Consider the following 26,485-nt stretch of genomic DNA (forward strand, 5'->3'; position numbering starts at 1 on the left):
CTCCACATCGGTTGCGCCGCCTGGCATCGATAACAACAAGGAGAACAGTCATGCCCATCGTGAATTTCCATCTACTAGCCGGCGAAAGTACCGGCGAACAATGCGAGCTCTTGCTCGTTGAAGCCTCGCAGCTCTACGCGAAGGTTCTGCAATCTCCCATCGAACGTGTACGTGCATTCATCACATGGCACGACTCGCGCCATTTCGCCGCGGCGGGGTCTTTATGCGCGGCAACTGGTATGCACGCACCATTCTTTGACTTCTTCGTTCTCGATGGCCGCTCCGTCGAGCAGCGCCATCAGTTGGCGGAAGGCTTCACTGAGTTGTTGGTCAAGCATCTGGCGGTACGACGCGATGTTGTGCGGGGTCGATGCCAACGTATTGCCCCCGAGGATTGGTCGATTGCAGGTGTTCCGGCAAGTCTGCAGAGGGCTGATGAATTGGCAGTTCGCGCGGCCGGAGAGCCTGCTCATGGGCCATGAGGTTTTGATCGTGGATACGGGAGACCGCTTCTCCTGCACCGATCGGGAAAGCGTTCTTAGTGGAATGACGCGCCTGGGACGCAAGGGGATTCCCGCGGGTTGTCGTGGTGGTGGCTGCGGGGTGTGTAAGGTCCGAGTCATTCAAGGTCAGTACCAGGCTCGACAGATGAGCCGACAACATGTCAGCGCGGAGGAACAGCTCGATGGAGTTGCCCTGGCGTGTTGCATCGTGGCGGAGAGCGATCTACGCCTCACCGTCGTGGGGAAAATCAGAAAAGCAGTGGTTCGCGTGCGTGAGCGAGAGACCACTTTTCCAACTGTTACCGGAGCACGGACTACGGGGTGAGCCTACGGGACCACAAACGAAGGGATCACAAACGACGTTGAGCGCGCGAAGCAGGTCGAGCGAATTTATCGATTCTCTACCAGCTTCTGACCCTTCGCAGGCTTGCCGGCACCAAAGCTATAGCCAGGCAAATGGCCAGGTGGCTACTCAAGTGGGACTTGGATCATGAATGAGAAAGTGAAATGCGCGGTGATCGGCTCCAGCAGCATTGGAATGGACCTGGTCCACAGGTTGCGGCTTAGCCCCCTGCTGGACCCCGTCTGGTTGATAGGGACGGATCCTCAATCCCAGTACCTTTCTGAAGCTAAAGGCTTGGGGCTCAAGGTCACCCATCAAGGCGTGCGTGGTTTTCTGCCTCACGTCGTCGAAGATGGTGTGCAGATCGCATTCAACGCTGCCCAAGGTGCTGGGCATGATGAGGCCTCTCGTAGCCTCAATGCCTTGGGAGTGACCACAGTTGGTTTGGCATCCACCGGCGATGGGGTGCATTGTATTCCTGCATTGAATCTTCCGAAGTTGATCGCGAACGGTCTGCAGCACCTTCAATTGGCCACCGCCACCAGCCAGGCAGCTGTTCCCATCGTCAATGCGATCTCCCTGGTACAGGATGTGGATTACGCGGAGGTCGTTATAAACGTCACTCCAGCATCCATGACATGCGAAAGCACTGAGACACTTGCTAACGCAACCGTCGGGGCCTTGATTCGTGTCGGGGGGGCCAAACACGGGAAGGTGCACGCGATAGTCAAACCCAATCTGGGATCTAGCGCTGTCATCAGCTGCATCGTCGAAAGCGAACCGAGGCGAGACGATATTGTTGAATCGGTACAACGCATGATTGGAAAGGTGCGGCGATATGTGCCGGGGTACCGTCTGATCAGTGGCCCATATTTCGAAGGAAACCTGATTACTTTTGGTGTTTCAAGCAGTGAGGGGGGGAATACTTTGCCCGTCGGTTTCGCAGACGAAGAGATCATGGTGAGCTCGGCAGTCCATTCTGCAGAGGCACTCGTGGACAGGATCAAGTCGATTGGCCGCGTGTCCTCCGATTTTGACGTTCTGCCCACATAGCCGAACCTCTTCGGAGCTTGGTGCATTCGCCCGTCACGCTTAATTCAGTGTTCGCCCTGCGTTCTAGCGTAGTGGGTGTTCTTGCCGCCCAGATTGATCACGATATGCTTCAGCGAGCTGTCGGTTTGTGGTGGCGGCGCTACGCAAAAAAGAAGCCGAACAACGTATGCTTCAGAAACGATGGGTATACGAAAAAACTAAATTATCTTGGCCATGGCTATTGCGAATCGGCACTGGGGCATTGGGTAGGGAACGATTGGTAGTGGTTGCTGTGAATGCATGAGAGTACGCGAGGTCGATGGAGCCGTATCCCAGGTCATACGAAATACCTGCCGATGCATGTCGGGTAGGTGTTACCGGTAAGCTTGCAAATAGTAGGTTGCTAGGGGCAGCTTCTGTTGCCTGCCTATACCCTAATCGTAGGGTCCAGTTGTTGATTCGATAGCTAGTTCCCAGCCCGACAATGGTCTGATTATGATAGTTCTGCGGAAATTTCAGATTGAGGTCACCACCACTATCGCTGTTGAAGGCGACGTTAATGTCTTTCATTACGTCTTTCCAGAACACGCGAGAAACGTCGACGGCGATTAACCACCTGTCGTTCACTTCGTGTGCGACTCCTAGGCTCAATGATGCCGGCATCTGGAAGTCTTTAATCTTGATCTTTCCAGGGAGAGAAATTTTCCCTACGACACTATCGATCGCAGTGACCGTCGCGTCGCCTTCCAAGTCGCCCATTTCGCTGGCGAAGTTATAAGCAAGTCCGACATTAGTGGACGTGGTAGCTCTCCACAGCACGCCAATACGCCCACCGTATCCCCACGCGTCGGCGCCGCTGGCAATGGGTTCCGCTCGGCTGAAGCTAATATGAGCACCATCAAGCGCTGGCAATGCACCTAAAACTGGTAATAATGAACCGCTAACGCGACCGTCTCCGATGAGGGCGCCAACTTGGTTCCTCGCAAACATCATGTTCAAGTTCATGCCCATCCACATGGCATCCAGACTGGCGCCTACAGTCAACTCATCGGTTACATCGAAGCTGAAAGCGAATGGAATATTGAGGACGAGCAGTCGACTACTACTATCTAGCCCTGTGGGCTGACTATTTCCATCGTCTGAAAGGAAACTATCATTGCCATACTCGGTACCGACTCCGCCTTGAGCAAAGGTACCGATACCAAGCGCCCAGCGTTCTCCGCGATAGGTGTATGCAATCTGCGGCGCATAATAAGGTCCACGATTCTTTGACTTATTTTTGCTTTCGGCAGTTTCACCAGAATCGAGATTGCGAGTGCTGATATCCGGTTGAAGCAGGTCGACGCCAATGCTCAATCGGCTGCCTTCCTCGCCCAAGGAGAGAGTGGCTGGGTTGCTCATCATGCCTGCTGTTCCGATATCAAACGCCATGGCTGTCCCTCCCATGGATCGGGAAATGGGTCCGAAGCCCTCAAGGCGCATCACATCAGTTGCATTTGCTGTATGGAATATGGCGATCATTGGCAGGCATTGTGCAAAACGAAGAGCTGCCTTGGCGTTCATTAGACTGTTCTCGCTTGATCGTTATCGTTCTATTCGGCGAGCACCAGCGGTAAATGGCGGAATGGCCAAGGTACGTACCCTGCCGCTGATTACTCTACATAGTTGGTAGATACCCTTCCCAGTCTAGTGCGTGATGGTACCTGGGGAGGCTTTGCGACGCCGGGCGAGAACCTTCGCTGTGCCTGTTCGCCCGTTGGGGGCGCTCGCAGCCGGCGCGCAAGGACCATAACGGCATCGCCTGGACCGGTGGCTGGAGGCGGCGTTGAATCGCCCAAGCGATGACGGCCCCGGGTAGAGATCGAGTACGACTGTCAGATAAATCCAGCCTTGGGACTACGCTTACAGAGCTACCACTCCGGGCGAAGGCGATGACGCAGACATCGAAACACCGACACGCTGTGAAGCGCTCCGCCTTGAAGATAACGGGCGATAAGCTGACTGAATTGGAGCGCCTATATCGCGTTCTGAGGACCCTCAGCGCTGGTAACCGTATGCTTTTGCGCTCGAGTGATGAGCTGCAGCTTCTGAAAGGAATGTGTGACGTAGTGGTAACGCAAGGCGGATATCGCTACGCCAGTGTCTGGTACGCCAGCAATGACGAAGGCCAGCCGCTCGTTAACCAGGCTTACTCCCTTGGTCTCCCACACGAGAAAAACGAAGTAGAGTTCTTTGAATCGCTACGGTTGTCATGGGCTTTCCCTGAGCAAGGAGGGGCCACAGCGATCGCTGTGCTGACTGGCACTCCTTGCATTGGTCGCAATCTGTTGAGCGATCCTGACCATAGGGCATGGAGGGAGGACGCGATTCGGCTTGGATATGGTTCGCTCACTTCTTTTCCCATTCGTGTCGATTCAACAGTGATTGGGGCCTTGAGCATCGCTGCTACTGAGCCTGATGCGTTCAACGATTCCGAAGTGGCTCTGCTGGGGGAGTTGGCGGAGGACCTTGCTTACGGCGTAGAGCATATCCGCGAGAGGGCTCGTAGACGTGAAGCTGAAGAGATAATTCAGCGCATGGCATTCTACGACCCTCTGACAGAACTACCCAATCGGCAACTTTTGTTTAAAAGGGCGCGGGCGCTAATTGATGGCCTTGAGGGGAGGTATCAATCTTTTGTTTTGCTAATTATAAAGGTGATTCAACTTAATGAGGTCAATGAAACGTTTGGGTTTCAGCAGGGTGATAAGGTGCTTGTGGGGGCGGCGCGGCATTTATGTGAAACGTTAGGAATGTCTGGTGATGTGTTTAAGGCGGGAGACGCCGAGTTTGCTGTTATTTTGCCTTCTGCGGATTTAGAAGTTGCCACTCGGCAATCTCAGCGAGTGGTTTCCTTGTTTAAGGATCAAGGCGGAATTCCGGAGCATGAACAGTATGCTAGTTTTTCTATAGGTATCGCGGTATATCCAGGGCATGGTTCTGATCCAGAATTGCTGATCAGGCGCGCCCGCTCTGCTATGAGTGAAGCTAGACGCACTGGGCGAGATTATGCAGTTTTCTCGAGCAAACTTGATGAAGGATGCAGTCGCCGGCTAGGGCTGACAGCGAAGCTCAGAGATTCTATTAACAAGGGGCAGTTGTTGCTTTATTGTCAACCCAAGCTTAGGCTGAAAAACTCAACGCTTTGCGGGGCAGAGGCTCTTGTTCGGTGGCGATGTCAAGAAGGGGAAATGATTCCCCCAAGTGAATTCGTGCCGCTTGCGGAATTTTCTGGTTTAATCACTCCGCTTACACATTGGGTGCTTGAAACTGCATTTAGACAGCGCTTTGCTTGGCGCGAAGTAGGTATAGACCTTCCACTTTCCGTTAATTTGTCCGCTCAGGATCTATGTGATCCACATTTGGTCGGAAAAATTGAGGGCCTGATGGCTACGTGGGGAGGGGAGGGGAGTTGGATTAAGTTTGAAGTAACTGAAAGTGGGATGATGAAAGACCCGCTGTTGGCGCTCGAGGCTATTAATAAAGTTAAGTCGATGGGTGTTGGTTTTTCTATTGATGATTTTGGGGTTGGTTATTCTAGCCTGAGTTACCTGAGGAATCTTCCGGTTGATGAAATCAAGATTGATCAGTCTTTTGTCAGGAGCATCTTGAGTGAGCCTGAGGTCGCGGCTATTGTTGGGTCTACGATTGAGATGGCTCATCACCTGAACCTAGAAGTGGTCGCGGAGGGGGTGGAAAATGAGGCGGAAAAAGACTACTTGACGATGCTGGGGTGTGATGTGATTCAAGGCTACTTTGTAAGTGCGCCGATGCCTATTGATGAGTTCAAGGATTGGTTGGTGTCTTCAGTTTGGAAAATAGAAAAGTAAATGCCATCACGTCAGGGCACACGCCTCTTATACGAAACCCGGTGCGATACATTCCTAGGCGGCGATAGGGCCGGCTAATCCATCTTTAGTCAGTGTCCACTCAGGCTGAAACGACCATTTCAGAGATTTAGTGCATTAGCCAGTAACTCTTTGGGACTATCCCCGCTTTTACCGCTGAACCTGGCCCATGCCTGGCTCGCCTTAGGTGGCACATTTTTTTGTCAGTAAGTTGGCCTTCGTCGGTTGAGTCCGTCCGGCAGTTCACTCACCAGTCATTCCCTGACTCCGGGAGGAAATCATTGTAGATTTCCTTCATCAACTGCCTGAGCCAGCGATTCGCTTCGTCGTGATGAAAGCGCGGGTGCCAGTACTGGCAGATGGGGAATGGTGCTAGATCAACCGGTGGTTTCAATCGTCTAACCCAACCGTACTCATCGAAGATGCGGCCGATCTCTCCAGGTACGGTTGCAATCAGCTCCGGATCATTTCTGATCAGCATGGGAATGACCAGATAGTGGGGAGTCAGCAGGAACACCTCACGTTTGATTCCGTGTTCGTCTAACGCCCTATCGTAGTGAGTGGTCTTGCCGCCCAGATTGATCACGATGTGCTTCATGCGCGTGAACTGCTCAAGGCTGATCGAGTCCCCGACCTGGCTGTTCTCTCTGCTGACAATCGTCACGAACTTGTGGACGAACAGATTTTGCTGAAACAACTCATCGTTGACCGCGAGCTGCGAGCCCATCGCCAGGTCGGCCTCGCCTGACTCCAAGGTGGCAGCAATGTCTTCGGGGCGGACTTGCAGGGTCTGGATGGTGCAGTGGGGGGCCCTGCGCTTGAACTCCTGGATCATCCTGGGCAGAAACACCAGTTCGCCCATATCGGTCATGCAGAACTTGAACGTGCGGACTGCTGTGCTTGGATCGAAGCGTGTCTGGGTGAGCAGCGAATCTTGCACTGTGCTGATGATCCCGAGGATCGACACAGCCAGCTGTTCGGCTTTGGGCGTCGGCTTCATGCCGTCGCCGACTTTCACGAACAACGGATCGCTAAAGAAGTCCCGCAATCGCTTGAGCGCATGACTGACCGCACTCTGCGAGAGATCCAGGCTATCGGCGGCCCGAGTGACACTGCCTTCGCGAAGCAGGGCATCGAAAACAGTCAGCAGATTGAGGTCGAGCTTCTTTTCATTATGAATGCTGTGCATAGAGGTGATCGTTGTCGTGATTATGGTGCAGTAGGATATTTCAATAGGATCGATTCTTGAAACACCGCATGGGAATCGGCGGCGCCGATTCCCGCAGTAGATAACAAGAACAAGAGTCATCCTATGAACCCCAAAACGTGCAGCGCATTCGCGCTATCAGCTCTGTGCAGCCAAAGCCTCCTCGCCGCCGGCCTGATCGATGACAGCCAGGCCACATTAACTGCCCGAAACTATTACCTCGAACGTGACTACCAAGGCTCCCGGGATCCAGACAAGGCTGAGGAGTGGGCGCAGGGATTCATTCTCAGATTCAAGTCGGGACTCACCCACGGTGACCAGGGACTGGGCCTGGACGCGTTGGGTATGGCCGGTTTCAAACTCGACTCCTCACCTTCCAGGACCGGTACCGACTTGCTACCGGTATCGACCAGTGACCGTCGTGCTGCTGATGAGTACTCCAAGCTCGGATTGACGGCGAAGGCCAAGTACTCCCGCACCGAACTGAAGGCAGGCAGTCTGGATGACGTGTTCATCCCCTTCGTCTATGCCAGCCAATCGAGGTTGTTCCCACAGACCTTCAGGGGGGCGTCGGTGGTCTCGAACGAGTTCGACGACCTGACGCTGCGAGGTACCTGGTTCGATCAGACCACCAAGCGCAACTCCACTGATTTCGAATCGCTATCCCTGGCGGCGCCAAACCAGCGTTTCAACGGTGGTGCGCAGAGTAACCAGGCCACCTTCCTAGCAGCCGAATATCACCCGCAGAACCGTTATCTGGCACGGGCCTATCACGGTGACGTCAAGGATCTCTATCGCATGGAGTACCTGGACTTCAAACGCAGTTGGCCCATCGGCAACGACACCTTCACCGCCGACTTGCGGGGATTTTATGGCACCGAAGATGGCAGCGCCCGGGCGGGAGAGGTCGACTACAAGAACATGACGGCGACTTTCAGCTACCAGACTGGCGCCCACCTGTTCAACCTCGGCTATCAGCACGCCACTGGCGACACCGCCATGCCTTATCTCTCAGGCACCGAGATTCTTGTGCTGAGCGAGTTCCTGATGAGCTCCGATTTCGTCGGCGCCAACGAGAAGGCCTGGCAGGCCAAGTATGTCTACGACTTCGCCGCATCCGGCATTCCCGGCCTGAAGACCACCCTGCGCTACATGCGTGGCCATGACATCAACTTGCCCGAGCGCCTTGGCGGCAATGGGCTCACAGAAAGCGAGAAGCACGCTGAGCTCTCCTACGTCGTCCAGTCCGGTCTGCTTGCCGGCCTGTACCTGAGGGCGAGGTATTCCGTGTACCGCAATGATTTTGCGGATGCCGCTTCGATGCGTGATGAGAACCACCTCCGGCTGAACATCGATTACAGCTGGAAGCTGTGGTGAGCCCTCCAACAACAACTACAAAGGTAACAAATATGTCGGTCAAAGACCCACGTGACCATATCAAGCATGGTCACATGAGCGGATTCAGAATCAGCCTTGTCATCTTCTGCGTCGTCCTGGCGGCTCTCGACGGTTTCGACGTTCTGGTCATGGCCTTCGTGGCTCCCACGCTATCGGCGAGTTGGGGGCTGAACGGATCGATGCTAGGCGCGCTGTTCAGTGCCGGGATGATTGGAACCGCGATTGGCGCGTTCTTCCTGGCGCCCCTGGGCGATCGGATCGGACGGCGCCCTATCGCATTGGGATGTCTCATGCTTCTGGCAGTGTCGATGCTGATGTCGGCTGCCACGCGCAATTTCAGCGAGATGTTTGCCGCCCGGCTGTTCACCGGAATTGGTGTCGGTGCCATGTTGGCAACCATCAACATCGTGATAACCGAATACGCCAATGATCGTCGTCGCAGTCTGTGCAATGCAGGGATGTCGGTAGGCGTTCCGCTCGGGGCGACCCTGGGTGGCCTGGTGTCGGTGCTGCTGATCAACCATTACGGTTGGCAGGCGCCCTTCGTGTTTGGCGGTGTGGCGGCTATCGTCCTGCTGCCTTTCGCCTGGTGGCTGTTCCCTGAGTCTCTGGACTTTCTCATCGAGAAACGTCCTACCCGCGCGCTGGATCGGGTCAATCGAATACTGCCGCGCCTTGGTCTGCAGGAACTGTCAGCACTGCCTGCTGCACGTGATCCGAACATCACTGATGGTCGCCTCAAGGACTTGCTGAGCGCGTCGCTGAAGGGACCGTTCGTTGCCAGTTGCATCATGTACTTCTGCATCATGATGACGTTCTACTTCGTTTCCAGCTGGACACCGAAGATCCTCACCGACGCGGGGTTGAGCGTTACAGGGGGGATCTCCGGTGCAATGCTGCTCAGCTTCGGCGGCATGCTCGGCTGCATGAGCTTCGGCCTGCTAGCGGCGAAAGTCGGGGCTCATCGACTCACTGCCATCACCATGGTCGCCCTGTTCGCCATGATGCTGCTGTTCAGCAACATGGGTTACCACCCGACTCTGTTGGTGGTGGTCGCTGTGACTCTCGGCTTCTTCCTCTACTCGGCGGTCACCACTCTCTACGTGGTGGTACCGGTGGCATTCCCGGCAACCCTGCGCGGTAGTGGCACGGGTATCGCCATGGGAGTAGGGCGCTTGGGGGCAGTGTTTGGCCCCTACCTGGCGGGCGTCCTGATCGACATGGGATGGAGCCGCGAACAGTACTTCCTCGTGTTGGCCCTGCCTGTGCTGCTGGCGGCGATTCTGCTACGTGCGCTGCGCTCTCCGCAGATGAGAGGGGACGCTGAGTCGGTCACTTCATAGTTATGCATATGGCGCATGCGATTAATCGATGCCATTCGTGGCTTTCATTTTGTCGCGTTTTTATAGTGGCCCGCACTTCAGCGCCACGGCGCTGAAGCCCACTTCAATAAAAACGATGATTGGAGACCGCCGTGTCCAACCCCAAATTCATTCTGCTGTTGTCGTGCCGCAATACCGCCGGAATCGTGAAGGATGTTTCCAGCTACCTCTTTGAGCAGGGATGCAACATCCTCGATGCGCAGCAATTCGATGATCTGGATACTCAGCAGTTCTTCATGCGGGTGGTGTTCGACGCGATAGACAGCGCGACGCAACTGGTACTCGAGGACATCAAGGCTGGATTCGCCGATGTTGCCCATCGGTACGGCATGGAGTGGTCGCTGCGTCCGCAGGACCAGCGCAAGCGCGTAATGCTGCTCGTGTCCGGCTATGACCATTGCCTGCGCGACCTGCTTTACCGCAGCCGAATCGGCGAGCTGCCGATGGAGATATCGGCCGTTGTCGCCAACCATCCCCAGGAGCGATACGCCGCGGTTGATCTGCAGGGCATAGCGTTTCACTACCTGCCAGTGACCCGGGATAACAAGTCCCAGCAGGAAGAGAAACTGCTTGCCTTGATCGAGTCCACCAGGACCGACCTAGTTGTGCTCGCTCGCTACATGCAGATCCTCTCCGATGACCTCTCGCGCAAGCTGGATGGGCGCTGCATCAACATCCATCACAGCTTCCTGCCGGGATTCAAGGGCGCGCGTCCCTATCACCAGGCCCATGAGCGTGGCGTGAAGCTGATTGGCGCGACCTCGCACTTCGTCACCGCCGACCTGGACGAGGGCCCGATCATCGAGCAAGACGTCGAGCGCATTTCCCACCGCGATAGCGCGGAAGATCTCGTACGTAAGGGGCGTGACATCGAACGACGCGTCCTGGCCAGGGCAGTGCGCGCCTATCTGGAAGACCGCGTCATTCCGAACGGTCGCAAAACCATCGTGTTCGAAGGCTGACGCCTGGCCACGCATAACAACAATTCGTTGAAGTAACCGAGGTAAAGACATGCTCCCCAAGAATTTCAGAAAGACTCCAGAGGGCTATTTCACGTCCCGTTGGGGGCAGCCTGAGTACACGGACTGGCTCGACGAGAGCATGTCCTGGAAGGACCACTGCTACATCGGTGATTGGTCGTTCCTTTGGCAGCGGCGTTACCGTGGACCGGACGTGTTGAAGCTTTTCTCCGATACCTCCATCAACAGCTTCGCCAAGTTCGACATCATGCAGTCCAAGCATGTCACCCACTGCAATCGTGATGGCAAGGTGATCCATGAGGGTATCCTCAGCCGCTGGGGGGAGGATGACTTCATGCTCTTCGGTCGCGGCGGCTTCCTCATGGACTTCCACCTACGCAAGGGTGATTACAACGTCAGCTCGGAGGTTGTCGAAGGGTTCAAATTCCAGGTTGCTGGGCCCAAGGCTGCCGCATTGATCGAGAAGCTGACAGGCGTGGCCCTGGCGGACATCAAGTTCATGCACTCGCAAGTGGTGAAGATTGCCGGGCATGAGGTCTACGCGCTGCGACAGGGCATGTCCGGGGAGCCTGGTGTGGAGCTGCAAGGTCCTGCCGAACATGCTGCCGAGGTGTATGAGGCAGTGGTGCGAGCCGGCGAAGCGTTCGGGATTCGCAAGCTGGGTGGTCGAGCTGCCTTCATCAACCACCTGGAAGCCTGTTTCCCCACTATCGTGACCGACTACCTGCCGGCGATCTTCAGCGAGGACATGGCTGAGTATCGCGCCGAATTCGAAGCGTCTCTGCCGGCGTTCGCCTCGACCTTCAACGTTGCCGGCAGCTTCGAGGCTGATGATGTCAGCGCCTGGTACCGCAGCCCTGTCGAGCTCGGTTGGGGGCGCAACATCAAGTTCGATCACGACTTCATCGGCCGCGAGGCCCTGGAAAAGGAAGTGGCCAACCCACGCCGGGTGATTCGCACCCTGGTGTGGAATCCCGATGATGTGCTCAAGGTATTCGCATCCCTGTTCCAGAAGGGCGAGCACTACGCCTTCATGGAGATGCCCCGGGATCAGCGCGGTTTCATGTATGCCGACAAGGTGCTGGTGAACGGCCGTGAGGTCGGCGTTTCCACCTCTCGTGGCTACAGCTACTTCTTCCGCGAGATGCTCTCGCTGTGCACCCTGGACATCGCCCAGGCAGAAGTAGGTACTGAAGTCACGGTTATCTGGGGCAATCCGGGCGAGCCGCAACTGCCCATCCGCGCCACTGTCCAGCCCGCACCGTACAAAACCGACAACCGCCGCAGCTGAGTCGGCAAGGCCCTGGGTCTCAGGGCCTGCTTCATCTGTAAGACCCGGAGAAACAATGTCCGCATTCCTGATCGACGGAAAAGCCGAAGCCCGGCAACTGCGTGAACGTCTTGTACAGGACGTGAGCGCATTCGCTACTCGACACGGCCGCGCGCCCGGCCTGGCAGTCATTCTCGTGGGGGCCGATCCCGCCAGCGAGGTGTATGTACGCAACAAGGTGCTGCAAACGGAAGAGGTAGGTATGCACTCGTTCGAGTACCGCATGCCCGCCGACACCACGGAGGAGCGTCTACTCGCAAAGATCGACACCCTCAATCTTGATGACCGCGTTGACGGCATCCTGGTGCAGCTGCCCCTGCCAGCGGGCATCGATGTCACCCGGGTCATCGAGCGCATTGACCCGGCGAAGGATGTCGATGGATTCACCATCACCAATGCGGGTCGCCTGGCAACGGGGCTGGATGCTCTGGTGCCCTGCACGCCGACGGGGGTGATGTTCCTGCTGAGGAATGTGCATCGCACTTTAGTTGGCCTGAATGCGCTGGTGATTGGCGCATCCAATATCGTTGGCAAGCCCATGGCACGGCTGCTGCTGCAGGAACGCTGCACCGTGACCATCGCTCACAGCAAGACTGTAGATCTTGAGGCAAGGTGTCGGCAGGCCGACATTCTGGTCGTGGCAACCGGCGTTCCCCAGATGATTCCCGGCGATTGGGTAAAGCCCGGGGCTACGGTTATCGATGTCGGTATCAGCCGCATCAAGCAGGCGAACGGAACTACCAGGCTGGTGGGCGACGTTCACTTCGAAAGCGCAGTTGAGCGAGCCGGAGCGATTACACCTGTGCCAGGTGGCGTTGGGCCGATGACGATCGCTTGCTTGCTGGCCAATACGCTAAGTGCAGCACAGCGGCGTGTGGAAGTTCAGAGCTAGCTTTAATGGAACTGCTAAAGGTGCAGCCCATGGTAGGGCTGCATCTTCCAGATCGTGAAATGACCGGCAAGATAGCAATGCCAAGCACCCTCATTTTTCTTGGCCTGGGCAGCAATCACCGGCGCGAGCGTAACCTCAGTGACGGACTGCGATTGCTGGCGAGGAGGCTGCGCGATATCAGGTGCTCCGATATCTATGAAAGCACTGCCGTTGGAGCGTCATACGCCGCGCCATTCCTGAATCTAGTGGTTTCGGCCGTGACGACACTTGAGTTGCAGGAGCTGGTGCGTTGGCTGAAGAGCGTAGAGGCAAGTTGCGGACGAACCGCTGAGCAGATAGGCCTTGATATAGATTTGCTGACCTATGGCGACCTGGTTGGCCGATTCGAGTGTATCGAATTGCCTCATCCAGATATCTCTCGTCATGCCTTTGTCTTGCGCCCGCTTGCGGAGCTTGCTCCCTACCATATACATCCCAGGTTTGGACTCAGCTTTTCGGAGCTGTGGGACGACAGGCAGCCCGGTCCGTCGCTGAATTGGCACTGTGCTCAATGGCAAACCGCTGCGCGGTAAGGGGCGGCGTCACTCCGCCAGGGCAAGCTCATTGTGACCTTAGAGGGAGTGCTAACAACGCCTCGGGAGCCGCCAACTGTCGATCATTAGCCCACCAAAGCGTGGAGAGTGTCTAGGAAAGCCGGGGCGATTCGGGTTCTAAGCGGTTCAGCACAAGCGGTCTTCACTCGGACGCCTCACCATACCGGCCGTGGTGGCCAGGTGGCCGAGTCGCTGTCTTCAGCAGCAGTTAGCGGGAGTCCAAGGAAGCCGGTATGCACGAAGGAATAGTCCCCCAGTAAACATGTTCAGAGTGTCCTTGTTGGGAATTGGTAGACAGTAGGCGGGACGTAAATGAGAGTTTTAGCTTAGGTTAGCCGTCATTGACGAGGATCTGAGCTCGCAGGCATTCAAGATGTGTGCGAACCAGGAGACGGTGGGCACCTGACCCAGTTCATGCGGCGCCAGCCAGACTGAGGCGTCGTTTTCCCAGTTAAGCGTGAGCGTTCGAGTCAGGCTGTGGAAGTGAAAGGCGTAAACACGCCAAGTGCGACCATCTTGACCCGGCAAATTCAATACGCTGCTGCTAAGCAGTTTCAAGTGATGCTTTGAAATTCCCGCCTCTTCTTCCACTTCGACCAGGGCCTGAGAAAGCGGATCGCGATCGTGGTCGAGAAACCCGGTAATGCAATTCCAGCGCCCGACATCACCTGTTACCAGATTGCTGCGACGCAGCAGAGCTAGCTCCCCCTTATGGGAAAGAACCGCCGCAACAATCTCGCAGACACTTCCGGAAAATCGTTGAACAGCTGATTCGCGTTGACTTCCCATGGTGTGCTCCATTAGTCAGCACAAGCGGTGGTGCGGGGGAATGGCGTAGTCGTAATGATTAGCCGTAAATCGACGCCAGTCAACTATGGTGTTGATTTTTTCTGTCGCTCTCTGATTTCTCAATTTTCAACCTGTCTATGGCACGTTTGTTGTTGACATCTGAGGTGGGGGCTCCAGCCGAATGGCTGGAGCCTTTGGGACGCCTAGCGTACAGCGATCAGGCCACCATCCACCGGGAACATCTGACCGGTCATGAAGTGGGACGCGTCGCTGGCGAGGAACACCATTACCGGTGCCAGATCCTTGTCGGCATCGCCGAATTTTCCGCCCAGCGGTATGTCGGTCTTGGTGGCGGCATCATGGGCAGCTAGATCTTCCGCTGACAGTGCATTGCGGAAATCGATATACATGGGGGTGACCATATAAGGCAGAACGGCGTTGATGCGGATGCCGTCAGGACCCCATTGGCGGGCGACATTGCGTGTCCAGGTGTGAACCGCCGCCTTGGTGGCAGAATAGAGGGCATTGTTAATTTCGCCCGTCAGTCCCGATTCTGATCCGAAGTTGATGATGTTGCCGATACCTTGCCCCTTCATAAGGCGATAGGCAACGGCATTGGTGTTGATGGTTCCTAGTACATTAACGCGGAAAAGCATGTCGAACAGTTCTTCCGCTATGGCGTCCGGCGGGGAATGGCGTTGCACCCCAGCCACATTGACCATGACATCTAGGCCGCCCATATCCTCAACAGCTGCAGCAAAGACCTTTTCCACCTCTGTGCGGTCGGCAATGTTGCAGTGGTAGTAGCGGCTGATGCATCCGGGATGGGCCCTGATGGCTTCGGAAACAACCTGTTGTCCTAGCGAGTCGTTCATATCCATTGAGGCCACTGTTGCGCCGGCGGCAATGTAGGCCCGCACCACAGACGCACCAATACCTTGTGCGCCGCCGGTTACGATAATTCTTTTACCTTCTAGCGGTTTCATGTTGCCTTCCTGTTCTCTGTCTTGTCGATCGAAGGGCTGATTGCCTAAGCCTAGGGTTGTATACGGCGTTGTGCCGTCCCGCTGATCTAGCGGAATTCGTGCTGCCACGTACTACGCGGTACCGGTGCTTTCAAGAATGGGGCTATCGGATTGGATCAGTCAACCAAGGTGTTGATTTTTTGTTTGAATAGTCAACATTGACGTTGACTTGTCGGTCTCGGTGGTGCAACCATGATTTGAGCGTTACCGCAAGTCGGGCGAGCGCTTGGGCATTGCTTCTTCCGATCAACTAAGGTTCCGCTGCCATATGTCACCTACGAATATTCAGTCAGGCAACGAGTCGGCCATTTTAGAGATGGTTGGTCCTATTGCCGTCATCACGCTCAACCGTCCCGGCTCATTCAATGCAATTGATATAGAAATGGCGGTATGTCTGGAACAGCTGGCTTTGACTGTTGAGCGGAGCGATAGCGTCCGGGTGCTGGTCATTCGTGGGGCGGGTAAGGCGTTCTGTGCCGGCGGTGACGTCAATCTGTTCCTCTCCCATCTCGACGATTTGGCGCCGCCGATCGGTAAATTACTGGAACATTTCAACCGCTTTCTCTCGGTCTTGCGACGCATGGACAAGTTGGTGCTGACCAGTGTGCATGGCGCGGTGGCCGGTGCTGGATTTTCCATGGCCTTCATGGGGGACTTCTGTATTGCTGCGGCAAATACCCGTTTTCGTCCTGCCTATGCGCAGATCGGGGTTTCACCTGACGGTGGCGGTACGATCGGTGTTGTGCAGGCGCTAGGGGCGCGGCGCGCCCTGCAGATATTTCTGGACGAGACGGAGTTGAGCGCTGACGAGGCCAGCCAACTCGGTTTGTTGTCCAGGGTGGTCGAGCCGGCCGAACTGGAAGGCAAAACCCATGAGTACGCCGAGCGTCTGGCTGAACTGAGTCCGATAGCTGCGTCCCGTACAAAGCGTCTGGTCTGGCAATCAGCCTCAGTTCCGTTGGAGCAGCAGCTTGAGGCCGAGGCACAATCCATCATCGCCTGCATGGCTACCAGCGAGTTTAGAGAGCTGCTGAAAGGCTTGCGGCGTCGCTGAGGCTGGGTTGATGTGCTCGCTCTTCGGAGGGGGAAAGGTGTAAAGTTAAAATCAACTCAAGTGTTGATAAGTGGTGAATGATGTGCAAGAGTGCCTCCAAGATCAACAAAGACAAGAAGGAGGGGACATGTCGAGATTGCAGGGTAAGGTGGCTATCGTCACTGGCGGCGCTCGGGGCATTGGCAAATGCATTGTCGAGACCTTTGTTGCCGAAGGTGCGAAGGTGGTGGTCGGTGACATCAATGACCAGGCTGCCGACCTCGAATCACAGCTTGGCGCTGAGTGGGTTGCGTTCAAACGCACGGACGTGACCAGCGATGTCGAGATTGAGGCGTTGGTGGCCTATGCGGTTGAACGCTTTGGACGCCTGGACATCATGGTCAACAACGCCGGTGCCCTCGGCGATCAAACCAAGCTGATCGAGCTTGATGCGGACGGTTTTACCAAAACGGTAACTTTGCTGCTTCGCTCTGCGGCACTTGGTCACAAGTATGCTGCGCGTCAGATGATTGCCCAGGGGCAGGGCGGTAGTATCGTTTCAATTTCCAGTATTGCCGGTATCGAAGCCGGCTGGTCATCGGTTTCCTACGATGCAGCTAAGGCCGCAGTACTGCACCTGGCGCGTTCAGCCTCTTATGAACTGGCGCCCAAGCAAATCAGATCCAACGTGGTCGCGCCCGGTCTAATTCTCACACCAATCATTGGTACCGCTTGCGATGTGGCACCTGAGCATTACGCGGCGTTCACTGAAAGTCTTGAGGAGCCCTACGGCAAGCTGATTCCTCTGGGCCGGGCCGGCAAGCCGAAGGATATTGCTGAAGCGGTACTGTTCTTTGCCTCCGATGCTTCTGCGCATGTCACCGGCCAGTCCATTGCCGTTGACGGAGGTTTAACCTCCATGACCGGCTTTGACATCGGCGGAGTTGTGGCGCAGGCGGTTGAGAGTTTCAACGCGCGGATCGGTAATACCGAGAGCGGAAAGGTCGGCTGGCTACCGAACAGGAATGGCTGAATATAGGGGCAAAGCGAACTTCCGTTAATTACCCTGAAGTTCGCGCTTCCGGTTTAGTTTGTGGCAACGCTCCATTTTGGGCCACTGGCAGATAATGTCAGTCAGGCCCTTCTTTTTTAAGGTATAGGGGCGGCACTGTCGCCAAGGTCGCTACCAATTTACTGATTAGGATGGCTACACATGACACAGCGTCAGGTATTTGTGGTGGGGGCTGCACGCACCGCAATTGGCAGTTTTGGTGGTTCCCTGAAGGATCTTCCGCTTTCCACTCTGGCTACCGTAGCGGTACAGGCGGCAATTGAGCGTGCCGGCATCGAGCCGGGACAGGTCGGGCACGTGGTCATGGGGAATGTGATTCCCACCGAGCCCAGGGATGCCTACCTGAGTCGAGTCGCTGCCATCGATGCCGGTGTGCCGCAGGAAACTCCCGCGTTTAACGTCAATCGTCTGTGCGGCTCCGGTCTGCAGGCCATCGTATCCGCCGCGCAGTCGATTCTGCTAGGCGACACGGATATTGCTATCGGTGCTGGAGCGGAAAGTATGAGCCGCGGCCCTTTCATGATCGGCAATCTGCGCTGGGGCGCGCGGCTCGGCAATGCTGAAGCCATCGACTATATGAACGGCATTCTGCATGACCCCTGGAAGCGCATTCACATGGGGGGCACCGCCGAGAATGTGGCTGCCCGTTATGGCATTGACCGTACTTCGCAGGATGAACTCGCGGTTGAAAGTCAGCGCCGCGCTGCCCGTGCAATTTCCAAGGGCTATTTCGACGAGCAGATTGTGCCGGTCGAACTCAAGACTCGCAAAGGCACCAGTTACTTCAGCCGCGACGAAAATGTCCGCGCCGACGTGACAATCGAGCAACTCTCAGCAATGAAGCCGATTTTTGTCAAAGAAAATGGCACGGTTACCGCCGGAAATGCCTCCAGTCTGAACGACGGTGCCGCAGCATTAGTACTCATGGAGGGCAAGGCAGCAGAGACGTTGGGCCTGACTCCCCTAGCCCGCCTAGTTGGCTACGCCCATGCCGGCGTCGATCCAGATTACATGGGGATAGGCCCGGTGCCGGCGGTTCGTCAGGTGCTTGAGAAAACCGGCATCAAGCTCGACCAGATTAGTGTGATTGAGGCTAACGAAGCCTTTGCCGCCCAGGCCTGTGCGGTAATCAAGGAGTTGGGGTTGAATCCAGAGATCGTGAACCCCAATGGTTCGGGTATCTCTCTCGGGCACCCGGTCGGTGCTACCGGTGGAATCATTTCCATCAAGGCCATTTATGAGCTGCAACGTACCGGTGGGCGTTATGCCCTGGTCACCATGTGTATCGGCGGCGGGCAGGGTATTGCCGCCATATTTGAGCGTGTGTAATAGACAGCATTTTTTAGAGGTTGGACGACAGCTATGCAGATCAACAAGGTTGGTGTTGTCGGAGCCGGTACCATGGGTAACGGTATTGCTCAGGTTTGTGCCATTGCGGGACTGAGTGTGGTCATGCTGGACATTGATCAGCGGTCACTGGAGCGAGGTCTCCATACTGTGTCTGGTAGCCTTGAGCGACTGGTGCGCAAGGAAAAGCTGTCGCCGACCGATTGCGAATCTGCCCTGCAGCGTATCAAGAGCACTACCGATTACGCCGATCTCGCTGATGTGGATCTGGTGATTGAAGCTGCCTCCGAGGTGGAGAAAGTCAAGCTGGCCATCATCCAGACCCTGGACAAAACGGTACGTAAAGACGCGATTATTGCCAGCAATACGTCATCCATGTCCATCACCAAACTGGCGGCGGCAAGTAGCGTGCCGAACCGCTTCATAGGCATGCACTTTTTCAACCCAGTGCCGGTTATGCTGCTGGTCGAATTGATTCGTGGGCTGCAGACCGATGATGCCACCCACCAGGCAGCCGAGAAGTTTGTAGAAAATATCAGGAAGACTGCCATCTCGGTAAAGAACAGCGCGGGCTTTGCCGTGAATCGGATTCTGGTACCGATGATCAATGAGGCGGTATTCGTTTTGCAGGAAGGGATCGCCAGTGCTAGCGCGATCGATGAGGGCATGCGCCTGGGCTGCAACCATGTCATCGGGCCGCTGGCGCTGGCAGACCTGATTGGCCTGGATACCCTGCTGTCGGTGATGGAAGTGTTTTACAGCAGCTTCAATGACTCCAAATACCGTCCTGCACCGCTATTGCGTGAGATGGTCGAAGCCGGCTACTTGGGGCGCAAGAGCGGCCAAGGCTTTTACAGTTATTGAGGTTATTCAAGCAAGCTGTGAAGAGGACTTCTCATTACTGGTGAAATATGCCAACCCAGTTGCCCGATGAAGCTGATGACCTTCGCCGGCGCCGAGTACTCCGGCAAGCGTAACCAGATTGCAAGGAGTTGTTCCTGATCGAGTTAGATCAGGTGGTGCTGTGGAAGGGCTTGGAGGCCCTGATCGAGCCGCATGACCCGAAGGGGGGGAGGGCCGTACGGTCTATCCGTTGGTGGCGTTGCTGCGTGTGCATCTCATGCACAACTGGTTTGGCTACAAGGATCCGGCGATGGAGATCTCCTTGTGCAAGACTACCCTCCTGCGCTAGTTCGCCGGCCTGAGCCTGGAGGGTATCCCCAATGAAACTAACATCCTCACTTCCGGCGTCTCCTGGAGATGCATGAGTCGGCGATTGGGATTCTGGCCGTGATTAACGGCTGCCTGTGGGGATCTTGGCCTGTCCCTGCCCCAGGGCAGTATCGTCGATGCCTCACTGATCCATGCTCTGAACTCGACCAAGAACCAAGGCTGCAAGTGTGACCCGGAAATGTATCAGGCCAAGAAGGGAAACTATTCTACTTCGAGCTAATGCCCACGTTGGCTCCCACGAAGAGTCGGGATTGGTACACCGCGTGGTGGACACTGCGGCCGTTATCGTGGATATCACCCAGGGCGGAAAACTGCTGCACGGCGAGGCAAGCGTGGCGTGCGCTGACGTCGGTTATGCCGGAGTCGAAAAACGTTCTGAATAAGAAAGTCGCCAGGTCATCGGGCAGATCACGGCTCGGCGCAGTTCCTACTAGAACTTTGGCAATCGCAGTGCTTTTACAAGGATCTCGGCAAGATCGAGCAAGCCAATGCGCAGGTACGGGCGAAAATGGAGCATCCTTTTCGGGTGATCAAGCGGTAGTTTGGCTACACCAAGGTTCACTTCCGGGCTCGGCCAAAAAATGCGGCGCAGCTGGTCACCTTGTTCGCCCTATCAGAACCTATGGATGGCCCGCCGAGAATTGCTGGTAGGGGCAGCCAGGTGGCAGCATCTATTTCTTTACGCATACGTTGATAATCGTTAGCATTGTTTGAAAAGTGATCAACAATTGGATCACTAAATTTGACTTAAGGAAGAACCTACAGTATGGCCAATTCCTCACCTCCGAGTAGCAATATATCCCGGCGTCGTAAGTCTGCTTTGAATGACGGGGGAGCCAAGTACAAGGCCAAGAGAGATGAGTTGATCCGCCTTGCAGCCGAGCTTTTCAAGGAGCATGGTTATCAGACAACGACCCTTAACGACATCGCCAATTATGCTGGAATGGATCGGGCCAGCGTCTATTATTACGTCGGAAACAAGGAAGAATTTCTCCGCGATGCAGTCAAGGGGGGAGTTGAGCAGAATGCCAAGAATATCGAAAAGTTGCTCAGCCGTGAGGATCTAGGCACCGGGGAAAAGCTCAGGCAACTAGTACAATTGCTGATGCAGTCATACAGTGATAGCTATCCTTACATGTACGTCTATATTCAGGAGGAGATGCACAAGATTGCCGACGCCAAAACCCCTTGGGCGCAGGAAATGCTTGAAAAAACCAAGGGCTTCGAGCATGCGGTGCTGGTTCTGATAAAGCAGGGCGTGGCTGAGGGCAACTTCCGAGATGATATCCCCGCTAGCCTAGCAGCCAACACTATCTTCGGAATGTTGAACTGGACATATCGCTGGTACACCCCCAGGAGTAAGTTTTCAGCCAAGGAGGTGGCAGATGCATTTTGCAATATATTCTTTACTGGAATGCAGAAAAACTGACCTGACATCAGCTTCAAAAATCGGGCTCTAGAAATAGTTCGGTTATGATGCCGGGAAGCTCTTCAGTGCATGATTTGCCGTTGTCAGTATCCCGATCTACTGTTCTGTGTTTGTGGCGGTTAGGGAAGGTATTTCATGGACATCTTCCGGAGCGCAATCGGTCAACATGCTGTCGGCAGGTGGGAGCAGTCTTTATCCGGCCTGCTATGTAGGCCGAGAAGCCCTGCCGATCTTGATGGAATCCGCTGACGAGGTCCTTATCTGAAGTGCGAACTGCAGGCAGTACCCTTGGCTCATACTCCCAACCAGGATTCCGCGCCACGACTGCCATCATCTGTTTACCGCCAGCGTTCCCTGTGAGGACTGGTGCTGTGATGAGTTGGGTTGGTCTACTGGGCGATGCGCTGATTAGTTCGGACCGGTAGGGCGATCCTGTGGCTAGTATCGTCCACACGGTTCGGGCCAGCTTGTTAGCCAGCACTGCGACCACCACGTTGTAGGGTCGCTTGGCCGTTAAACGCTCAATCCATGCGGATATTGGCCTTTGGCGATGATTGAGCGCGATGGGGGTATGGCCAACTTCGTGGCAGGGGAAATTTCTTCGCTCTTGAAGTAGCCCCGGTCGGTGACCACCGGCAGCACTTCCATGCCCATGGCCTCCTGGGCTTGCTTGGCCATCGCACTCATTTGATTGTGGTCAATGCCGGTGTTGCGACTTCGTGTGTCACGATCAGATGAGTGCGGAGAACCGCGCGAGCTGGATGGCCTGCCGGACAGAAGTCGGTCCGGCAGACTTAGGTCGCTGTCTGTCAATACCGCGAATTACCATTGTGTGTCTGGAATATTCACTACAATACCGTCTAGTTCAGAGGTCATGAAGATCTGGCAGCAGAGCCTGCTGTTCGGCTTTACTTCCGCCGCCGCGCAATCCAACATTCCACTTTCGCGGTCGGTGGGAGCCGGTACTTTGTCCATGAAAGTGTTGTCGACATACACATGGCATGTTGCGCAGCTGGCACTACCGCCGCAATCACCGACAATATCATAGATGCCATTTGAGACTGCCGCGTGCATAAGGCTAACTCCGTCGGCGACGTCCAGCTCGCGACGCGTTCCATCATGCGACACATACACTACCTTAGACATTTGTATATCCTCATATTTAATTGGGCAAAGGCGGCGATTAATTGATGGTGCCTTTAGATACTATTTAAACCGGCTTTGGCTGCCGCGATTATTTCTTTCAACGGCACACTTTCGTCATCCAGTAGGCTTGGTTCAACAGGCAGTCGGTCCGTTATGATTTGTTTTGCTAGGTTGAACTCAACCGGGCGGTTCACAGTGTCGACCGCCAGGACTCGGTCGCCCAGCAGGTAGAAAACTGTGAAGTCGGGCTGTTCCAAAGAGCCACGGACAATGATCCGATCGTATCCTTCAGATAGCCCGACCATTTTCAGTCCGACTTCATACTGGTCGGACCAGAACCAAGGAGCAGCTTCGCTGCGTGGTGGCTTACCGCAGACGATAGCGGCAACTTTCCGCGCTTGCTCCAATGCATTCGGCACCGACTCGATACGTACCCAGCGGCCATAGATCCGGCTGTGAAACCGGGCGCAGTCGCCGATCGCCATGATCGCAGGATCAGAGGTCTGCATCTGCTCGTTGACCACGATACCGTTATCTACCAGCAGTCCGGCCGCACTGGCCAGTTCACAGTTCGGGATCAAACCAATCCCGGCAACTACCATATCTGCGGGCAGTCGCGTGCCGTCCTTACACAGTACGGCAGTCACTTTCTGCTGATCGGCTGACATCTCGAATCCACACACTTGCATGCCGGTTCGTATGTCAACGCCAGCATCACGGTGCAGGCGTTCGTAAAAGGCTGATACCGGTGGAGCAGTAACTCGCGCGAGAACACGGTCTGTCGTGTCGAGCAGCGTGACCTGCATGTTCGCTTTGACGGCGGTTGCAGCCACTTCAAGTCCGACATAGCCGCCGCCAATCACCACCAGTCGATTGCCTCGAGTCAACTGTTGGCGGATACACTCGGCATCCTCAAGTGTGCGTAGATATCGTAAGTTAGCCGCCTTGCCGACAGCGCCACTGGCTACCGGTAGCAGCCTCGGACGTCCGCCGGTCGCCAACACCAACAAGTCGTAGGGCAGTACCTGGCCATCCGACAGGCTGACGTGCCGTAGGTCGCGGTTTATTGCCGTTACCTGAGTGCTGCTGAGCAATTGGATGTTCTGCGCCGCGTAGGTATTCGGGGCTCTCAGGTACAGGCTTTCCGGTGTAGCTGTGCCAGCTAGATAGGCTTTGGACAAAGGCGGGAGATGATGGGGAACAGCTGCTGCTTCCCCCACTAGCCAGATATTGCCTTCCCAGCCGTTGGCGCGCAGCCCAAAAGCAACCTCAACCCCTGCGTGGCCGGCACCGACGATGACCAGATTTTTGTTTGCGTTCACTGCACGCACCCCACGCTTTTAAACTGCATTAGTGGTCGCCGGATCCCAGACGAGCGGGAGTGCATGCACGCCGCTGACAATGCCACTCTGGTGGCGTACTTGGGCGTCCGGGGCAATGGAGAAGTCAGGGATCCTTGCGAGCCATTCCCGGAGGGTGGTGACGATTTCGCGGCGGGCTAGATGCTGGCCAAGGCACAGATGACTGCCGTGACCAAAGGTCGTATGCGATACCTTCTGGCGGCTGAAGTCGACGTGCATCGGGCAGGCGTTTTCACGCTCATCCAGGCCCGACAGCAGTTGCGGCAGGAGGATCTGATCGCCCTTCTTCAGCAGTACACCATGGAACTCGAGGTCGGATTTGAGAATGCGGCCATCAGCAACCAGCGAAAAGCGGCGGAGTAGTTCCTCGGTGGCAGCCGGAATGCGCTCTGGATGCTCGATCAGCTCTTTGCGGTGCTCTGGACTTTTGGCCAGAAACTCCATGCTGAAGCTGAGGAAGTTGACGACGGTATCCAAGCCACCAACCAGCAGCAGACCACACATTCTCTTCGCTTCGTCGCTGGTGATTGGGCGCCCGTTGACTTGGCCATTGGCGATTACGCTTATCGCGTCGGTACCAGGCTTCAGTTTGCGCTCCGCAATGATTGGCATCAGATACTCATAGAGCCCGTCTCTGGCCTCCACAAAAGTCATGCTGCCATCCGGGCGGGTCATTTGATCCGAGAGGTATTTCAGATGCGGAATGTCTTCGTCTGGCAGCCCCGCGAGCCGCATGAAGATTCGAATCGGGAACGGCTCAGCAAAATCTTCAGTAAAGTTGCAGTGACCTTGAAGGCGGATGTCGTCGATCAGTGAGCAGGCCAGCTCCCTGATATGGTCCTCTAATTTATCCACTGCAGGCATGCCTACGACTCCGCTGGCTAGGGCGCGAAAATGGCGCTGCTCCGGCGGATCCATTGAAGTGGGAATGAAGTCATAAGCCTCGCCAGCTTCGCGGGGAATGAACGGGCACTCGCTGGAAAAATGTGCATGGTCTTCGAAGGCTTCGCGTATCAATTTTCCCCGGGTGGCAATCCAGTGCCCGCCATTGCATCGAGTCCATATCAGATCGGGTACATTGGGGCCCTGCAGTGTCGCCCAGGCTTTTTGCACACCTTCCGAAATGTTAGGCGGGTTGTACATGTCGAAGTCAAAAACCAAGTGCTCAGGTACGTGGGGCGGCAGGGGCGCAAGATTGGCAATGCTCTGTTTGGCTTCAGTACTCATTTTTGTTCTCCTGAAATAATGGGGCGGTTAGAGCGTTGGATCGATCACGGGCTTGATCAGTGCACCTGTCTTGACCAGCTCAAGCGCCTTGTTGGCATCATTGATGGAAAAACGCTGCGTGATTAGGTCGGCCAGCGGGAAACGGTCCTGCAGTCGCGCCGCAAGCTGCATGGCCTGGTAGTAATGCTTGGGTTTGGGGAAGGTCGCTCCGGCAATCGTCATGTTCCTGATGGTCAGATCGCGGGGAGCGATGGGCTGAGTGCCAATCGCGCCCCACAGGCCGAGAATGACGTAGCGGCCGTGGTTGCCGGTCAGGTTCACGCCTTCAGGGAAGGCCGGTAAGGCGCCGGCGGCTTCCACTACCAGGCTGGCGCCTCGCTTGCCGAACCGTTCGGCGACGATGCGTAGCCGGTCTTCTGGGGTGGTGTCCTTGAGCGAGATGGTCTCAGTCGCGCCTAAGCTGCGTGCCATTTCCAGGCGAACTGGGGAATGGTCGATGGCAATGATTTCCTTCGCACCAGATGCCGCAGCAACCAACACAGCAGCGAGTCCGACCGGTCCGGCACCCTGAACAACTACAGTATCGTCCAGGCCCACGGGGCCGCAGCGGTCATAGCCGCGCAGCACGGTTGGTAAGGCGCAGCCGAGTGCGGCCAATGCTTCCGGTTGGGCGTGATCGGGCAGACGATAGAAGGCCATGCCGCTGGGTAGGCAGGCAAAGTCTGCATAACTACCCCAGTTGGGCTTGTCCGCATGCTCAAAAAAGGTTGAGTTGTCGCAGGGGGTTTCATCCAGAACGGTGCAGGTATGGCAGCGATGGCACAGAGCGATTGGGGCCCAATACACCATGTCACCCTGCTTAACCGGGACTCCTGCATAGTCCGTGGTGACGCCGGCCCCGAGTTTTTCGATGCGCCCCACACCCTCGTGGCCGAGAATGATCGGGAAGGGCATGGTGCCCGCCTCTCCGGAAACGATGTGCACATCGCTGCCGCACACGCCACCAAGGACGACGCGTACTAGGGCTCCGCCTGGTGCAGGATCAAAAACCGGGACGTTCCAGGTCTCGACCTGATTTTGTTCGACCATCACGGCTGCTCTTGCATATTGCATTCTTACACCTCGTTTTTGTTGTGCTTTGGGGCTGGGCCAGCGAAGCCTTCCCGCTGTGCTCAATTGGTCAGGTTGAGCTGTATATCGGTGATATACTGAATATATGGACGATTGCGTTGATGGTCAACATGCGCGGTGAAAAATATTCAACACGCGTGTTGAG

General features: G+C 55.8%; 23 protein-coding genes and 3 pseudogenes. 16 read left to right on the top strand and 10 right to left on the bottom strand.

The window, feature by feature from the left end; translation table 11 throughout:
- Nucleotides 1-50 precede the first annotated feature (50 nt).
- The 3 genes from E8E91_RS25180 to E8E91_RS25190 all read left to right on the top strand — a co-directional run bounded on the left by E8E91_RS25180 (nt 51) and on the right by E8E91_RS25190 (nt 1,899).
- Nucleotides 51-482, top strand: coding sequence for a tautomerase family protein (locus E8E91_RS25180; RefSeq protein WP_179057964.1), 432 nt, complete (start codon nt 51-53; stop codon nt 480-482).
- The gene (locus E8E91_RS25185; RefSeq protein ID WP_179057965.1) at nt 472-828 is read left to right on the top strand and encodes a 2Fe-2S iron-sulfur cluster-binding protein; all 357 of its coding nucleotides are present in this window, start codon (nt 472-474) and stop codon (nt 826-828) included. The genes E8E91_RS25180 and E8E91_RS25185 overlap by 11 nt, the downstream gene beginning before the upstream one ends.
- A 165-nt stretch (nt 829-993) precedes the next feature.
- Nucleotides 994-1,899, top strand: a complete 906-nt coding sequence (locus tag E8E91_RS25190) for an acetaldehyde dehydrogenase (acetylating) (RefSeq protein WP_179057966.1) — start codon at nt 994-996, stop codon at nt 1,897-1,899.
- A 171-nt stretch (nt 1,900-2,070) separates the two neighbouring features.
- Here the strand turns inward: E8E91_RS25190 and styE are convergent, their stop codons facing one another.
- The gene (gene styE, locus E8E91_RS25195) at nt 2,071-3,441 is read right to left on the bottom strand and encodes a styrene transporter StyE (protein WP_179057967.1); all 1,371 of its coding nucleotides are present in this window, start codon (nt 3,439-3,441) and stop codon (nt 2,071-2,073) included.
- A gap of 491 nt (nt 3,442-3,932) precedes the next feature.
- Here styE and E8E91_RS25200 point away from each other — a divergent pair, with 491 nt between their 5' ends.
- Complete coding sequence (locus E8E91_RS25200; protein WP_218648994.1) at nt 3,933-5,747, top strand: GGDEF domain-containing protein; 1,815 nt, start codon at nt 3,933-3,935, stop codon at nt 5,745-5,747.
- Between the two features lie 265 nt (nt 5,748-6,012).
- Here E8E91_RS25200 and E8E91_RS25205 read toward each other — a convergent pair whose 3' ends face one another.
- A complete protein-coding gene (locus tag E8E91_RS25205; protein WP_179057969.1) occupies nt 6,013-6,954 on the bottom strand; it encodes a LysR family transcriptional regulator in 942 nt (313 codons plus the stop codon).
- Between the two features lie 123 nt (nt 6,955-7,077).
- Between E8E91_RS25205 and E8E91_RS25210 the strand changes: the two genes are divergently transcribed.
- From E8E91_RS25210 to folK, 6 genes are all read left to right on the top strand, one after another.
- Complete coding sequence (locus tag E8E91_RS25210; protein WP_179057970.1) at nt 7,078-8,349, top strand: OprD family outer membrane porin; 1,272 nt, start codon at nt 7,078-7,080, stop codon at nt 8,347-8,349.
- A gap of 32 nt (nt 8,350-8,381) precedes the next feature.
- Nucleotides 8,382-9,713 (top strand): MFS transporter, encoded by a 1,332-nt coding sequence (locus E8E91_RS25215; protein WP_179057971.1) that lies wholly within the window; start codon nt 8,382-8,384, stop codon nt 9,711-9,713.
- A gap of 131 nt (nt 9,714-9,844) precedes the next feature.
- Nucleotides 9,845-10,714, top strand: a complete 870-nt coding sequence (gene purU, locus E8E91_RS25220; RefSeq protein ID WP_179057972.1) for a formyltetrahydrofolate deformylase — start codon at nt 9,845-9,847, stop codon at nt 10,712-10,714.
- Nucleotides 10,715-10,763: 49 nt separating this feature from the next.
- Nucleotides 10,764-12,023, top strand: a complete 1,260-nt coding sequence (locus tag E8E91_RS25225; protein WP_179057973.1) for an aminomethyl transferase family protein — start codon at nt 10,764-10,766, stop codon at nt 12,021-12,023.
- 55 nt (nt 12,024-12,078) lie between these two features.
- Nucleotides 12,079-12,954 (top strand): bifunctional methylenetetrahydrofolate dehydrogenase/methenyltetrahydrofolate cyclohydrolase FolD, encoded by an 876-nt coding sequence (gene folD, locus E8E91_RS25230; RefSeq protein ID WP_179057974.1) that lies wholly within the window; start codon nt 12,079-12,081, stop codon nt 12,952-12,954.
- Nucleotides 12,955-12,959: 5 nt separating this feature from the next.
- Nucleotides 12,960-13,526, top strand: a complete 567-nt coding sequence (folK, locus tag E8E91_RS25235; RefSeq protein WP_179057975.1) for a 2-amino-4-hydroxy-6-hydroxymethyldihydropteridine diphosphokinase — start codon at nt 12,960-12,962, stop codon at nt 13,524-13,526.
- Between the two features lie 342 nt (nt 13,527-13,868).
- On the opposite strand, the gene E8E91_RS25240 is transcribed toward folK, so the two are convergent.
- Together E8E91_RS25240 and E8E91_RS25245 are read right to left on the bottom strand one after the other, a co-directional pair.
- Nucleotides 13,869-14,336, bottom strand: a complete 468-nt coding sequence (locus tag E8E91_RS25240) for an NUDIX domain-containing protein (RefSeq protein ID WP_179057976.1) — start codon at nt 14,334-14,336, stop codon at nt 13,869-13,871.
- A 203-nt stretch (nt 14,337-14,539) separates the two neighbouring features.
- Entirely contained in the window at nt 14,540-15,322 is a 783-nt protein-coding gene (locus E8E91_RS25245) for an SDR family oxidoreductase (protein ID WP_179057977.1), read from the bottom strand.
- 307 nt (nt 15,323-15,629) lie between these two features.
- On the opposite strand from E8E91_RS25245, the gene E8E91_RS25250 reads away from it, so the two are divergent.
- The 6 genes and pseudogenes from E8E91_RS25250 to E8E91_RS25275 all read left to right on the top strand — a co-directional run bounded on the left by E8E91_RS25250 (nt 15,630) and on the right by E8E91_RS25275 (nt 21,475).
- Nucleotides 15,630-16,415 (top strand): enoyl-CoA hydratase-related protein, encoded by a 786-nt coding sequence (locus E8E91_RS25250; protein ID WP_179057978.1) that lies wholly within the window; start codon nt 15,630-15,632, stop codon nt 16,413-16,415.
- 127 nt (nt 16,416-16,542) lie between these two features.
- The gene (locus E8E91_RS25255; RefSeq protein ID WP_179057979.1) at nt 16,543-17,427 is read left to right on the top strand and encodes an SDR family oxidoreductase; all 885 of its coding nucleotides are present in this window, start codon (nt 16,543-16,545) and stop codon (nt 17,425-17,427) included.
- Between the two features lie 180 nt (nt 17,428-17,607).
- Nucleotides 17,608-18,795, top strand: a complete 1,188-nt coding sequence (locus E8E91_RS25260; RefSeq protein WP_179057980.1) for an acetyl-CoA C-acyltransferase family protein — start codon at nt 17,608-17,610, stop codon at nt 18,793-18,795.
- Nucleotides 18,796-18,828: 33 nt separating this feature from the next.
- Nucleotides 18,829-19,677, top strand: coding sequence for a 3-hydroxybutyryl-CoA dehydrogenase (locus E8E91_RS25265; protein WP_179057981.1), 849 nt, complete (start codon nt 18,829-18,831; stop codon nt 19,675-19,677).
- A 66-nt stretch (nt 19,678-19,743) separates the two neighbouring features.
- Nucleotides 19,744-20,750: pseudogene (locus tag E8E91_RS25270) on the top strand (IS5 family transposase).
- Nucleotides 20,751-20,812: 62 nt separating this feature from the next.
- Nucleotides 20,813-21,475, top strand: a complete 663-nt coding sequence (locus E8E91_RS25275; protein WP_179057982.1) for a TetR/AcrR family transcriptional regulator — start codon at nt 20,813-20,815, stop codon at nt 21,473-21,475.
- Between the two features lie 391 nt (nt 21,476-21,866).
- On the opposite strand, the pseudogene E8E91_RS25280 reads toward E8E91_RS25275, so the two are convergent.
- From E8E91_RS25280 to camD, 6 genes and pseudogenes are all read right to left on the bottom strand, one after another.
- Nucleotides 21,867-22,010, bottom strand: a pseudogene (locus tag E8E91_RS25280) (IS110 family transposase); the annotation flags it as partial.
- A 59-nt stretch (nt 22,011-22,069) separates the two neighbouring features.
- Nucleotides 22,070-22,218: pseudogene (locus E8E91_RS25285) on the bottom strand (IS5/IS1182 family transposase); the annotation flags it as partial.
- 79 nt (nt 22,219-22,297) lie between these two features.
- Nucleotides 22,298-22,621: a 2Fe-2S iron-sulfur cluster-binding protein gene (locus tag E8E91_RS25290; RefSeq protein WP_179057984.1), complete on the bottom strand. Its 324-nt coding sequence runs from the start codon at nt 22,619-22,621 to the stop codon at nt 22,298-22,300.
- A gap of 53 nt (nt 22,622-22,674) precedes the next feature.
- Nucleotides 22,675-23,943 (bottom strand): FAD-dependent oxidoreductase, encoded by a 1,269-nt coding sequence (locus tag E8E91_RS25295; protein WP_179057985.1) that lies wholly within the window; start codon nt 23,941-23,943, stop codon nt 22,675-22,677.
- 18 nt (nt 23,944-23,961) lie between these two features.
- On the bottom strand, nt 23,962-25,209 hold the full coding sequence (locus E8E91_RS25300) for a cytochrome P450 (protein ID WP_179057986.1): 1,248 nt from the start codon (nt 25,207-25,209) through the stop codon (nt 23,962-23,964).
- Between the two features lie 27 nt (nt 25,210-25,236).
- A complete protein-coding gene (gene camD, locus E8E91_RS25305) occupies nt 25,237-26,322 on the bottom strand; it encodes a 5-exo-hydroxycamphor dehydrogenase (RefSeq protein ID WP_179057987.1) in 1,086 nt (361 codons plus the stop codon).
- Nucleotides 26,323-26,485 lie beyond the last annotated feature (163 nt).

The organism is Pseudomonas sp. BN515 (assembly GCF_029873155.1).
Classification (GTDB): Bacteria; Pseudomonadota; Gammaproteobacteria; order Pseudomonadales; family Pseudomonadaceae; genus Metapseudomonas.